General features: G+C 66.2%; 8 protein-coding genes. 3 read left to right on the forward strand and 5 right to left on the reverse strand.

Annotation, left to right across the window (positions count from 1 at the left end; all coding sequences use genetic code 11):
* Positions 1-260: 260 nt before the first annotated feature.
* Positions 261-2540, forward strand: a complete 2280-nt coding sequence (locus tag AC4BCN_RS18430) for a penicillin-binding protein 1A (protein ID WP_490491446.1) — start codon at positions 261-263, stop codon at positions 2538-2540.
* Between the two features lie 43 nt (positions 2541-2583).
* Here the strand turns inward: AC4BCN_RS18430 and AC4BCN_RS18435 are convergent, their stop codons facing one another.
* Positions 2584-3255, reverse strand: a complete 672-nt coding sequence (locus AC4BCN_RS18435) for a TetR/AcrR family transcriptional regulator (RefSeq protein ID WP_490491447.1) — start codon at positions 3253-3255, stop codon at positions 2584-2586.
* Between the two features lie 361 nt (positions 3256-3616).
* On the opposite strand from AC4BCN_RS18435, the gene AC4BCN_RS18440 reads away from it, so the two are divergent.
* Positions 3617-4531 carry a lipase family alpha/beta hydrolase gene (locus AC4BCN_RS18440; protein WP_230517822.1) on the forward strand — a complete coding sequence of 305 codons (915 nt, stop codon included), beginning with the start codon at positions 3617-3619 and terminating at the stop codon, positions 4529-4531.
* A 10-nt stretch (positions 4532-4541) separates the two neighbouring features.
* Complete coding sequence (locus tag AC4BCN_RS18445; protein ID WP_490491448.1) at positions 4542-5462, forward strand: lipase secretion chaperone; 921 nt, start codon at positions 4542-4544, stop codon at positions 5460-5462.
* Between the two features lie 3 nt (positions 5463-5465).
* Here the strand turns inward: AC4BCN_RS18445 and AC4BCN_RS18450 are convergent, their stop codons facing one another.
* The 4 genes from AC4BCN_RS18450 to AC4BCN_RS18465 form a co-directional block, all read right to left on the reverse strand.
* Positions 5466-8252: an ATP-binding protein gene (locus AC4BCN_RS18450; protein WP_490491449.1), complete on the reverse strand. Its 2787-nt coding sequence runs from the start codon at positions 8250-8252 to the stop codon at positions 5466-5468.
* Between the two features lie 51 nt (positions 8253-8303).
* A complete protein-coding gene (locus AC4BCN_RS18455) occupies positions 8304-9203 on the reverse strand; it encodes a putative bifunctional diguanylate cyclase/phosphodiesterase (RefSeq protein ID WP_490491450.1) in 900 nt (299 codons plus the stop codon).
* On the reverse strand, positions 9203-10789 hold the full coding sequence (locus AC4BCN_RS18460) for a methyl-accepting chemotaxis protein (RefSeq protein ID WP_490491451.1): 1587 nt from the start codon (positions 10787-10789) through the stop codon (positions 9203-9205). Before AC4BCN_RS18460 ends, AC4BCN_RS18455 begins: the two co-directional genes overlap by 1 nt.
* A 343-nt stretch (positions 10790-11132) precedes the next feature.
* Positions 11133-12908: a methyl-accepting chemotaxis protein gene (locus tag AC4BCN_RS18465; protein WP_490491452.1), complete on the reverse strand. Its 1776-nt coding sequence runs from the start codon at positions 12906-12908 to the stop codon at positions 11133-11135.
* Positions 12909-13008 lie beyond the last annotated feature (100 nt).

Raw genomic sequence — 13008 nt, forward strand, 5'->3', positions numbered from 1 at the left:
AAATCAATCCTTAATCTTTTAAAATAAACAGCCCGGATCGATGCCCGGGCTATTTGCTTGAAGCCGAGACTATCGCACAGCCGCGTTTCGATGAAAAGGTTTTTTGCTCCCCCTCCTGGCGGCCAGCCCTGGCACCCCGCCCGCGCCGGAACGGCTGGCGCATTGGTCTATAATCGCTGCCACCGTGCCCTGCACGCTCACGTGAGACTGCCTTGACTGCCAAACGAACCGGATTCCCCTGGCCTTCCCGCCGCGCCACCGTGCGCGCTATCATCATCGCCGGCTGCGCCGCCCTGGCCGCTGGCCTGCTGCTGGCCGCCTACCTGTTCCTGTACGTGCGCCCCCGCCTGCCCGAACTGGGCGTCATCACCGATTACCAGCCGAAGATACCGCTGCGCGTGTACACGGCCGACAATGTGCTGATCGGCGAATTCGGCGAAGAACACCGCGACTTCGTGCCGATTGCGCAAGTGCCGGAAATGATGAAGAAGGCCCTGCTGGCCATCGAGGATGGCCGCTTCTACGAGCACCACGGCATCGACTTCGTGCGCGCCGGCGGCGCCGTGCTGTCGAACCTGCGCCACGGCTTCGGCCACGGCGGCGGCTCCACCATCACCATGCAGGTGGCGCGCAATTTCTTCCTGACGCGCGAAAAAGTCGCTTCGCGCAAGCTCAATGAAATCATGCTGGCCCTGAAAATCGAGTCGGCCCTGTCGAAAGACCAGATTCTCGAGCTGTACATGAACCAGATGTACCTGGGCCAGCGCTCGTTCGGCTTTGGCAGCGCGGCGCAGACCTACTTCGGCAAGCCATTGTCCGAACTGTCGATCGCGGAAATGGCCATGCTGGCTGGCCTGCCGCAAAACCCGTCGCGCCACAACCCGATCAGCAATCCGAAAAAGGCGCACGCGCGACAGCGGCTGGTCCTGAAACGCATGCGCGAACTCGATTACATCAGCGAAGGCCAGTACCAGCAGGCGCTGGCGCAGCCGCTGCATATCAATAGCCGCGGCAAGCAGGGCTTCGACACGCACGCCGAATACGTGGCAGAACTGGCGCGCCAGGCTGTCTACGCGCAGTTCAAGGAAGACAGCTACACCAAGGGCATCAGCGTCTACACGACGATCCTGAAAGCGGACCAGGATGCCGCCTACGCCTCGACGCGCCGCAACGTCATCGCCTATGACCAGCGCCACGGCTACCGCGGCCCGGAAACCTTCATCGACATGCCGGCCGACCCCGAGCAGCGCGACGACGCCATCGACGCGGCGCTGCAAAAACGCCCGGACAGCGATGGCCTGATCGCCGCCGTCGTCACGGACGTGGCCAGCGGCAAGGTGGTGGCCGATACGGGCGACGGCGACGCCAAGACCATCACGGGCGACGGCTTGCGCTTTGCCACCCCTGCGCTGTCCGCCAAAGCGAGCGCCGGCATCAAGCTGCGCCCGGGCGCCGTAATCCGCATCACCAAAGATGGCAAGGACAACTGGGCCATCACGCAAGTGCCGCTGGTGGCCGCCGCCTTCGTATCGCTCGACGCGGACACGGGCGCCTACCACGCCATGGTGGGCGGCTTCGATTACAACCTGCAAAAGTTCAACCACGTCACGCAAGCGTGGCGCCAGCCCGGTTCGGCCATGAAGCCCTTCGTGTATTCGGCGGCGCTGGAAAAAGGCTTTTCGCCGGCCACCCTGATCAATGACGTGCCTTTGGAAATGCAGGCGGGCGGCAAGGTGTGGGCGCCGCAGAACGACGACTTCAAGTTCGACGGTCCCATCACCATGCGCTACGCGCTGGCGCAATCGAAGAACGTGGCATCGGTGCGCATCCTGCGCGCACTGGGCGTGTCGTACACGCACGACTTCATGGAAAAATTCGGCTTCGACCCGGCCCGCCAGCCGAACAATCTGACCATGGCGCTGGGCACGGGCTCCGTCACACCCGTGCAGATGGCGGGCGCCTACGCCCTGTTCGCCAATGGCGGCCACCAGGTGGAACCGTACCTGATCGACCGCATCGTCGACGCCAAGGGCGCCATCCTGATGCAGACCAAGCCGCCCGCGCCGAACGACGACAAGACCCTGGCGCTGGACCCGCGCAACGCCTTCGTGATGGACAGCATGCTGCGCGAAGTGGCGCGCACGGGCACGGGCGCGGCGGCAACGAAAAAACTGGGCCGGACTGACATCGCCGGCAAGACGGGCACCACCAGCGACGCCGTCGACGGCTGGTTCGCCGGCTACAGCGGCGGCATCGTGGCGGTGGCGTGGATGGGCTATGACGAGCCCAAGTCCCTGGGCGGACGCGAATTCGGCGCCACCCTGGCCATGCCGATCTGGATCGACTACATGCGCACGGCCCTGTCGACGCGCCCGCAAATCACGCGCGCCGTGCCGGAGGGTCTGAGCCAGGTCGACGGCGAGTGGCTGTACGATGAATTCATCGACATGAACGGGGTCAAGACGCTGGATATGGACGCGGAGACGCCGACGGATCCGGCAGCTGTGCCGGAGACGCTGCCGGTGGAAACCACGAACTGATCAGTAGGACGGGTTAGCCGGRACTGCTTGTCGCGATTAGTCGCTATCGGCGACCTACTTCCGGCGCCTTGACCATGCTCAAATACCCGCGCGCCGTACTGACGACGCTGTCGGCGAAATCGTCGACATTGACCTTCGCGGCGCGGTACTTCCAGCGTTTCACGTACCAGTCCTGGAACAGGGCCAGGCAGTGCGCGGCCAGCAAGGTGGGATCGCCCTGCGGCTTCGGTTCGATTTCGGCGATGGTGGTGGCGATCAGGGTCTGCACATACAGCTCCGAATTCTTCGCCATGCTGCGCTGCTCGACCTGCAGCACGCGCGAATCCATGAAGACAAAATAAAACCACGGCTGCAGCACTTCGGACAGGTAGATCGACGAGCGTATCATCGCTTCGAGGCGGTCCAGCGGCGACTTCACGTCGACGAACAGCAGCGGCAAGGCTTGCGTGGCATGGCGCACCACGTCCTCGATCATTTCGGCCAGTTGATCCTTGCTGGTGATGTAGCCATACAGGCCGCCCATCGACAGCCCCGTCTCGCGGCACAGGTCGCGCAAGCTCATGGCGCGAAAACCCACGTCATTGGCCAGGCGAAAGGTGGCGACGAAGATGCGTTCAAGATTTTCCAGCGCCGGCTTGCGGCGCTTGACGCCGATACGTTCCGCGTGGCGGTCAAGAATATATTCCCAGATGTTTTCGCCATTTAAAGGCGTCATCTGCTGAAACTGTTCAAAATTAAAATGGGTCGACAAGTGCATTCCCAAATAACGGTGTAAGAGCGATATCCATGCAATGCCTGGGCAAGGCACTGCAAGACGGCGGGACGGCTGATGCGGGGCCGATTATAGCTCAGGAAAACAACTATTTTACTTTTCAACTATGCAATGGGCGCATAAGCCACGCCAAATACCCACAGTTATTGCGCTGCATCATGCAATTCAAATGCAATTTACATCGAGCGGTGCTACATTTAAAAAACCGAGCGCTCGCTATTTTTAATGCATCGAGAATGCAAGGAGCGCACGGTTCACCGCTACAGCATCGACATTTCCATATTATTCAAATAACGGAGACAAAATGAAGACTCGCTTTTGGCAATTGCTATCCACCCTGCTGTTCACCCTCGCCATCCTGCCCGGCAGCGCCAGCGCCGCCGGCTACACGCAGACGAAGTACCCGATCGTGCTCGTGCACGGCCTGTTCGGCTTCGACAAGCTCGGTCCCGTCGATTATTTTTATGGCGTCTCCGACGCCTTGCGCAGCGGCGGCGCACAAGTGTATGTGACCACCGTGTCGGCCGCCAACAGCACGGAAGTGCGCGGCGAGCAGCTGCTGTCGCAGGTGCGGCAAATCCTCGCCGCCACGGGGGCGGCCAAGGTCAATTTGATCGGCCATAGCCACGGCGGCCCCACGGCCCGCTATGTCGCTTCCGTGCGCCCCGATCTGGTGGCGTCCGTCACCAGCGTGGCCGGCGTGAACAAAGGCTCCAAGGTGGCCGATATCCTCAGCGGCGCCATTCCCAACACCAGCAACGCGCTGGGCAATGCGCTGGCCTCGCTGATCGGCATTTTGTCGGGTAACAAGGGCTTGCCGCAGAACGCGGGCGCCTCGCTGGCGTCGCTGTCCACGGCCGGTTCGCTCGCCTTCAATAGCCGCCATCCGCAAGGCGTGCCCACCTCCGCCTGCGGCGAAGGCGCCTACCAGGTGCAGGGCGTGCACTATTTTTCCTGGAGCGGCGCGCAGCCGTACACGAACGTGCTCGACGTGGGCGACCCGCTGCTGGCCGCCATCAGCCTGGCCTTCGGTGGTGCCAAGAACGATGGTCTGGTCAGCAGCTGCTCCAGCCACCTGGGCAAAGTGATCCGCGACGACTACGCCATGAACCATCTCGATGAAGTCAACCAGTTCGTCGGCATCGTCAACCTGTTCGAAACGAACCCCGTCACCGTCTTCCGCCAGCAGGCCAACCGCCTGCAAGGCCTGGGACTGTAAGGAGAAGCGCATGCACGCGAAATCGATCATCGGCGGCAGTCTGGCGGCCCTGGCCTTGTACCTGGCGCTGCGCCCTGGCGAAGCACCGGCCCCGCCGCCGGAAAAGGCGGAACCGGACCTGTTCGCGTTCGTGCGCTCGATGGAAGGCACGCGGCCCGACGGCAACGTGACGGTGGCCACCGGCGACAAGCTGGTGGTCGACGCGGAACTGGCGCACCTGTTCGACTACTACCTGGCGGGCCTCGGTGAAAAGCCGCTGGCCGCCATCCGCAGCCAGATCGAAGCGGAACTGGACCGGCGCCTGGCGCCCGTCCCCGCCCGCGAAGCCAAGCGCCTGCTGGGCGCATACCTGGCCTACAAGCAGGCGCTGACCGGCGCGGAACAGGCCTTGCCGGCGCAAGCCGATGCGGCCCTGGCGGCGCGCGCGCGCCTGCAAGCCATGCGCGCCTTGCGCGGCAATTACTTTACGCCCGAGGAAAGCGCGGGCCTGTTCGGCGCCAGCGACGCGTACGACGACGATGCCGTGGCGCGCATGGCCATCCTCGGCGACACGTCGCTCGATGAAGCGCAGCGCCAGTCGCAACTGGCGGCACTCGATCAAAAAATGACGCCCGCCCAGCGCGCCGCGCGCGACGCGCCGCTGCAGGTGGCGCAGCTGGACGCCTCGGTCAGGACCTTGCGGGCACAGGGCGGCGGCGAGAATGAAGTGTACCGCCTGCGTGCCAGCACCTTTACGCCAGCGGCGGCGGCGCGCCTGGCGGAACTGGACCGCGAAGAATCGCAGTGGCAGCAGCGCATCATCGCCTATCAAGCGCTCAAAGCCCATAAGGCCAGCCTGCCCGGCGGCGCGCAGGATGCGGCAGCCCTGCAGCAGCTGCGCGACGCCAGCTTTACCCCGGACGAACAGCGCCGGCTGGGCGCCTACGAATAGCGTTCAAGCCAGCTGCGCCAGCAAAGCCGCTGCCGCCATCACGTCCGTCGTGTCGCGCCCCTGCCGGTAGCCCGCATGGACGGGGGCCAGCACGGCATGCGCGGCGGCGCGGCGGCCTTGCGCCTGCAGCACGGCCGCCAGGCTGGTGGCACAGCGCAGCTCCCAGCCGGGCGCCTGCTGGCCCCTGGCCAGCCGCAGCGCTTCTTCCAGCTGCACCCGCACCGCTTCCAGGCCGGCAGCATCGTCTTGCGCCAGCGCCCGCCAGCGGTGGTGCGCGTCGCGGCGCAGCACTTCCGGCGCACTCCACGGCGCCATGCCCATGCGCGCACGCCGCAGCGCCTGGCTATCGGCGGCCGCGTCGTGCAGGGTGGCCATCAAATCGACCTGTATCGGCCAGCTGCGCACCGCCGGCCAGGGGAACTGCGTCAGCGCCTCGCCCCCATCGAGCAGGCGCTGGTAGGCGGCGCCCCAGGCGCTCCAGTACAGCAAGCCATAGCGGGCCGCATGCTCGCACAGCAGGCAAGTCCACGCATGCGCCAGTTCCCGCTGCCCGCACCACAGGGCGACGGGAATGGCATTGACGGCCAGCGCCACGCACAGCGTGACGCCATTGTGCTCGAAGCCCACCGCGACGGCCTCGCGCACCAATTCCAACGCCTCGTCGGGGCGGCCCTGCATCCACAGGCAGCGCGCCAGCGTGCCGCGCAGGCAAACCTGGTGGTCGGCCAGCAAGACATTGTTGAAGCCAAGCTGCGCAGCGCCCTCGGGATGGGCGAGCACCATGCGCGCCAGCGCCGCCGACTGCGCGTAGCGTCCCTGCACATACTCGCCCACGGAGCGCATGCGCGCCAGCACCAGCCGCATCGGCGCGTCATCGCGGGCCTCGCGCGCGTCGCACAGGACGGCAAGCTCGGTGGCGTAACTGTCGGCGCGCTGGAAATCGGCCAGCTTCAGGCAGCAGATCCACATGCCGCAAATCGCCTCACAGCGACGGCTGCCATCGTCCGTACGCATGGCCAGCGCATAACCGTGCTGGAACGAACGCAGCATGGTGCCGGTAATGCCCTGCGTATGCAGCAGCAGGTGCGCCTGCGAGGCATGCAGCCGCATCTCGCTGTCCGGGTCGTCCAGCCCACGCGCGACCATGCGCTCGAGCGCCCGCCCGACGCGCACGCGGTATTCGTCCATCAGCGACAGCTGATAAAACAGGGTTTGCGCGGCCAGGGTCAGGGACACGCCCAACGCCACGTCGCCCTCCTCGCCGAAAGCCCAGTCGATGGCGGCGCGCAGGTCGTCGACATGGCGGCCGTAGCGCGCGCTCCAGCTGGCCGGCGGCATGCTGCCCCAGTCGGCCGCGATGCGTTGGGTCAGGCCCAGGCAATGGCGCGCGTGGCGCAGCAGCACGGCGCCCGCATCCCCGCCCGCCGACAGCAGCGCGCCGGCATAGGCGCGCGTGGTGTCGAGCAGCCGGTAATACACGTACTGGCGGCAAAACTCGATGCTGACGAGGGACTTGGCCGCCAGGTCGGCCAAGGTGTCGAACACGTCGCAGCCGGCCACGGCGCTGGCCGACTCGAGGCGGAAGCGGCTCCTGAACACGCTCAGCGCCTGCAGCACCTGGCGCTCTTGCGCATCGAGCAGGCCATAGCTCCAGTCGAGGGTGGCGCGCAGGGTCTGGTGGCGCAAGGGCATGTTGCGCGCGCCGCGCGTCAACAGGCGAAAACGGTCGTCGAGCTGGCGGCGCAATTCGTGCAGGCCGAAATGGCCGATGCGCCCGGCCGCCAGCTCCAGCGCCAGCGGGATGCCATCGAGCCGCCGGCAGATGTCCACCACCACGGGCACGTCGGCGTCGGCCAGCACGAAAGCATCGTCGACGGCCGCGCAGCGTTCGCAAAACAGCTGCACCGCGGCGAAATGGCGTACTGCCGCCGCATCGGGCACGGCATCGGCCGGCGGCAATTCCAGCGCAGGCAGGCGCTGCAACTGCTCGCTCGTGATGCGCAGCGGCTCGCGGCTGGTGGCCAGCACGTGCAGCAGCGGCGCACCCTTAAGCAAGGCGTCGGCCAGCGCGGCGGCCGCGCCGATCACGTGCTCGCAGTTATCAAGCACGATCAGCATGTGGCGCGGGCGCAGGTAGGCCAGCAGCACCGGCATGGCGTCGCCGGCCGCCACGGCCACGCCCAGCGCCGTGGCCAGCGCCAGCGGCACCAGGCGCCCCTCTTCCAGCGGCGACAGGTCGACGAAACACACGCCGTCGGCATAGCGGCGCAGCACGCGCGTGGCCAGGACGACGGCCAGGGTGGTCTTGCCGATGCCGCCCGGGCCGGCAATGCACAGCAGGCGCAATTGCAGCAGCTGGTTGGCCATCGTCTGCAGCACCTCGGCGCGCCCCAGCATGCGCGTCAGCATGACGGGCAGGTTGTGCCGCGGCTCGGTGCCCGCAGCACCGGGCGCCGGCCGGCCCGTGTGCGCGAGCGGCGCCAGGAAGCCGTAGCCGCGCCCGGGAATGGTGGTGATGTAGCGCTGGCCATCGCGGCCATCGCCGAGCGCCTTGCGCAGCGCCGCCAGATGCACGCGCAAGGTCGCGTCGTCGACCACGGCATTGGGCCAGACGATGGCCACCAGTTCATGCTTGTCGACGATGTCGCCGGCGCGCTCCAGCAGGGCCAGCAGCAAGTCCATGGCCCTGCTGCCCAGGCGCAGCGCGCGTTCGCCCTCGAACAGCAGGCGCTCCAGCGGCAAAAGGCGAAACGGGCCGAAGACATAGGCCGGGGCAGGACTGTTTATCATTCTTGCGTGGGGGAGTAGGTGTTAAAGCACGCGGCTTGCAGTGGCCATATTCTACTGAGCATCCGCGCCAGGCCGTACCAGGCCACGGCGCGGCACTGTACCAGGGCCGGCCGGCGCGCCCGCGGCCAGCAGCGCGGCCACATCGGCCGCGGGCGCCGGGCGGTGCAGATAAAAGCCTTGTACCTGCGGGCAGCCCAGCCGCCGCAGCTGCGCCAGCTGTTCACCGTTTTCCACGCCCTCGGCCAGCGCCTGCAAGCCGAGACCGCGCGCCAGCGCAATGGTCGAGGCGACGATGACAGTGTCACAATCTGCGCTGCCACCGCTGCCCAGGTCGCGGATGAAGGAGCGGTCGATCTTGATGGTGTGAATCGGCAGCAGCCTGACATGGCTCAGGCCCGAATGGCCGGTGCCGTAATCGTCGAGCGAAATGGACAGGCCCAGCGCACGCAGCCGGCGCAATCCCTGCGTCGCCTGCGCCATGTCGTCGATGCAGCAGCTTTCCGTCACTTCCAGCTCCAGCAGGCCGGGGGGAATGGCGTGGCGCCGCAGGCAGCCCAGCACAAAATCGGGCAACTGCGGCTGGCACAGCTGGCGCGCCGAGACATTCACCGCGACAGGCACCACAGGCAGGCCCTGCGCGCACCACTGCGCCAACTGGCGGCAGGCCGCGTCGATGCCCCAGTTGCCCAGCGCGGCGATGGCGTTCGTCCGCTCGGCCAGACCGATGAATTCGTTCGGGTAGACGAGGCCGTGGCGCGGATGGTTCCAGCGCAGCAGCGCTTCCAGGCCGACCAGGCGCAGCTGCGCCGTATCGAACTTGCCCTGGTAGTGAAAGCAGAATTCGCCATCGACGATGGCCCTGTCCAGGCGCCCCTGCAACTCCCGGCTGCGCGCCGGCGCCCGGCACAGCAGCGCCAGCGCGCCGTGCCAGAACCTTGCCAGGCGCGCCACTAGGCCAGCAGGCGCGGCACGGCAGGCGCAGGGCGGCCCGCCAGAACCGCCGGCCCCTGGCGCAGGCGAAACACGCTGACCACCTGCAGCAGATTCGCCGCCTCGCCTTCCAGCGATTGCGAAGCGGCCGCAGCTTCCTCCACCAGGGCCGCGTTCTGCTGCGTCACTTCGTCCATCTGCACGACCGCCTGGCTGACCTGGCCGATGCCCGTGCTTTGCTCGGCGCTGGCCGCCGTGATGTCGGCCACCATCTGGCTCACGCGCCCCACGGCCGCCACCACTTCCTGCATCGTGGCGCCGGCCTGCGCAACCAGCGCCGCGCCTGCGCCCACCTGCTGCGTCGAGGTGGCGATCAGGGCGCGGATATCGCGCGCCGCCGCCGCGCTGCGTTGCGCCAGGTTGCGCACTTCCGTTGCCACGACGGCAAAGCCGCGCCCCTGCTCACCCGCGCGCGCCGCTTCCACGGCCGCGTTCAGGGCCAGGATATTCGTCTGGAAGGCCAGCATGTCGATCACGCCGATGATGTCGGCGATCTGCGCCGACGACGCACTGATGGCGTCCATCGTATGGATCACCTGGCCCACGGCTTGCCCGCCGGCGCCGGCGATATTCGCCGCCTCGACGGCCAGCACGCTCGCATGGCGTGCATTGTCCGCGTTCTGCTGCACCGTGGAGCTCAGTTCCTCCATGGCCGACGCGGTCTGTTCGAGCGAGCTGGCCTGCTCCTCCGTGCGCGAGGACAGGTCGATATTGCCGGCCGCGATCTGCGACGAGGCCGTGGCGATGGTGTCAGTGCCGCTGCGCACGCGCTGCACGATGTCGAGCAGGTTGCCGTTCATGATGCACAGCGCGTCGAGCAGCTTGCCCGTTTCATCGCCGCCGTGGCGGCCGAAGGTCGACGTCAGGTCGCCGGCGGCCACGGTCTGCGCCACGCTCAAGGCATGGCGCAGCGGATCGACGATGCTGCGCGTGACCAGCCAGGCCGTGACGAGCGAAAAGAGCACGGCCAGCGCGCTCAGCGCCAGCATCATGTTGCGCGCCGTCGCGTATTCTTGATGCACCTGGGCGCCCGCCTCCTCCATCAGCTCATGCTGGTACGCGATCAGGCTTTCCAGCGCCGCCATGTAGCGCAGCTGCTCGCCGCGCACCGTACCGAGCAGCAAGCTGGTCGCTTCATCGCGCGCGCCCTCTTCCAGCAGGGCCAGTACCTTGTCGCGCCCGCCGTTGAACGCGGCGCGCGCCTGCGTCACGGCCGCCATCAGTTGGCGGCCCTGCGGCGACTGCACCGCCTTTTCCAGCTGCGCCAGCCTTTTTTCCGTTTCGCCGCCCGCCCTGGCGATGGTGGCGCGTTCCTGCGCCAGCTGCTGCGGTTCCGTCATCAGGAGCAGGTTGCGCGAGGAGCGCGCGATGATGTTGACATTCTTGATGATGTCGTTGGCCAGCACGGTTTTCGGATATTTGTCATCGATCACGTCGCGCATGCGCAGTTCCAGACTGGACAGGCGCAGCATGCCCAGCACGGCGGTCGCCAGCAGCAGCAAGGTCAACAATGCAAAGGCGCAGCGCAGGCGTGTGCCGATTTTCATATTTGCCATCTTTATTCGCATCCTTCAGTGTGGTGCATCGGTCATCGCGCCGGGCTCGCATGCAAGGCTGACGGCAATGGCTGCCGCCTGCCAGGTATGGCCGGACGCAGCAGGCGGAAGGGTCAGCCGGGATGTGGCCGAGGCGGGAACAAGGGTGGTACGGCTGGCAGTGTGAGTTATCTCACAGGCAATGTCGCGTTAAGTTTTGAAAAGATTTGCTTAGATGACAAAACAGCTATTTTTGTAACGCTGTTTTTTTAGTAAGTAGTAACCGCAGTGCGCGCATGTAAAAACGGCCGCGCAAGGCGGCCGTCCGGTAGCGCATGCGGGCGCCGTCAATCGATCAAAACACTTCCCACTCGTCGTCACGCGGCGCGCTCTGGCGCTGGGTCGTCACGGCGTGCAGGGCCGGGCGGCCCGCGGCGGGGCGCGAAGCATGTCCCGGTGCCGGACGCTTCAGCGCGGCGCTGGCGGCCACGGTGCGCGGCGCGGCCGGCTTTGCGTTTGTGTTTTCGTGCGCGGCAGGCGCCTGCGCGCCATCGAGCTTGAAGACGCTGACCACCTGGGCCAGCTGGCCCGATTGCTCCTGCAGCGATTCGGCCGCGGCGGCCGCCTCTTCCACCAGGGCCGCGTTTTGCTGCGTCACCTGGTCCATCTGGCCGATGGCCTGGTTGATCTGGTCGATGCCCGAGCTTTGCTCCTGCGTGGCCAGGCTGATCTCCGCCATGATGTCCGTCACGCGCTGCACGCTGGCGACGATTTCAGCCATCGTGCTGCCCGCCTCGGCCACCAGCTTGCTGCCCGTGTCGACGGCCACGACGGAGTCGCCGATCAGCGTCTTGATTTCCTTGGCGGCGGCTGCGGAACGCTGCGCCAAATTACGCACCTCGGTGGCCACCACGGCGAAACCGCGTCCCTGCTCGCCCGCGCGCGCCGCTTCCACGGCGGCGTTGAGCGCCAGGATATTCGTCTGGAAGGCGATGCCGTCGATGACGGAAATGATGTCGACGATCTTGCGCGACGAGTCGTTGATGGCGTCCATGGTCTCGACCACCTTGCCCACCACGGCGCCGCCCTTGACCGCCACGCCCGAGGCGTTCAGCGCCAGCTGGTTCGCCTGCTGGGCGTTGTCGGCGTTCTGCCGCACGGTGGACGTCAGTTCTTCCATCGACGACGCCGTCTCTTCCAGCGAACTGGCTTGCTCTTCCGTGCGCGAGGACAGGTCCAGGTTGCCGCTGGCAATTTCCGACGACGCCGTAGCGATGGTCTCCGTGCCGCTGCGCACCTGGCCGACGATGCTGACCAGGCTGGAATTCATGTCTTTCAGCGCCCGCAGCAGCTGGCCCGTTTCTTCCGTCGTGTGCACTTCGATCTGGCTCGTCAGGTCGCCCGAGGCCACCGTCTGCGCCACTTTCACGGCCGCATTGATCGGCTGGGTGATGGCGCGCGTGATGTAGGCGGCGCAGCCGATGCCCAGCGCGGAGGCCAGCAAGCCGAGGATGACCATCAGGCTTTCCGAGCGGATCACGGCCGCGCTGCCATCCTTGACGCTGGCATCGGCCACGCCGTTATTGAGCTTGATGATCTCGTTGAGCGTGCCTTCGGCCTTGCCGAACAGCGCGCGCGAGTCCTGGTACTGCTTGTAGAACACCGCGAACAACTCTTTCTGCCGCGGCTCGTCGCGGTTGTCGGCCAGCTGGCGCAAGATGGCGCGCACCTTGTCGTCGTCCGCCTTCCAGGCCGCCCACTCGCCCTGGAAGCGCTGCCACAGCACGGCTTCCTCGGGGGTTTGCGGCAGCGGCTCGTACAGCTTGCGGCCCGCCTCGATATTCGTCCATGCCTTGGTGCGCAGCTGCAGCGCTTCCGCGAACTTGTCCTGTGCCTGGTAATTGTTTTCATACATGGCGGCCGTCAGGGTAGCGGCGGCGACGGCCGTCTGGCCTTCGCTCATCATCATCAGGCCCTGGATCGACGGCAGGCGCACCACGCCGATTTCATTGACGGCGCGCCCGACGGTGGCGATGCCCGAATATCCGCTGACGCCTACCACCAGCAATGCCGCCATCATCACGGCGACAAGCGTCGCCAGCTTCCATTTGATCAGTAAATTCTTAAACATGGCTAGGTCCTTTATAAAGTCACGAAGACTGCTGGCGAAGTCGGGGCTGGCATGTTCGAGTAAAACAGCTGACACTTGTATAAAGGTGGCGGGGATAGGG

The organism is Janthinobacterium sp. Bl 1 (assembly GCF_058215535.1).

Excerpts from the sequence above, each read along its gene's own strand:
- AC4BCN_RS18440 (WP_230517822.1), top strand. The coding sequence starts at position 3,617 with ATGAAGACTCGCTTTTGGCAATTGCTATCCACCCTGCTGTTCACCCTC.
- AC4BCN_RS18435 (WP_490491447.1), bottom strand. The coding sequence starts at position 3,255 with ATGACGCCTTTAAATGGCGAAAACATCTGGGAATATATTCTTGACCGC.
- AC4BCN_RS18460 (WP_490491451.1), bottom strand. The coding sequence starts at position 10,789 with ATGAAAATCGGCACACGCCTGCGCTGCGCCTTTGCATTGTTGACCTTG.
- AC4BCN_RS18445 (WP_490491448.1), top strand. The coding sequence starts at position 4,542 with ATGCACGCGAAATCGATCATCGGCGGCAGTCTGGCGGCCCTGGCCTTG.
- AC4BCN_RS18450 (WP_490491449.1), bottom strand. The coding sequence starts at position 8,252 with ATGATAAACAGTCCTGCCCCGGCCTATGTCTTCGGCCCGTTTCGCCTT.
- AC4BCN_RS18465 (WP_490491452.1), bottom strand. The coding sequence starts at position 12,908 with ATGTTTAAGAATTTACTGATCAAATGGAAGCTGGCGACGCTTGTCGCC.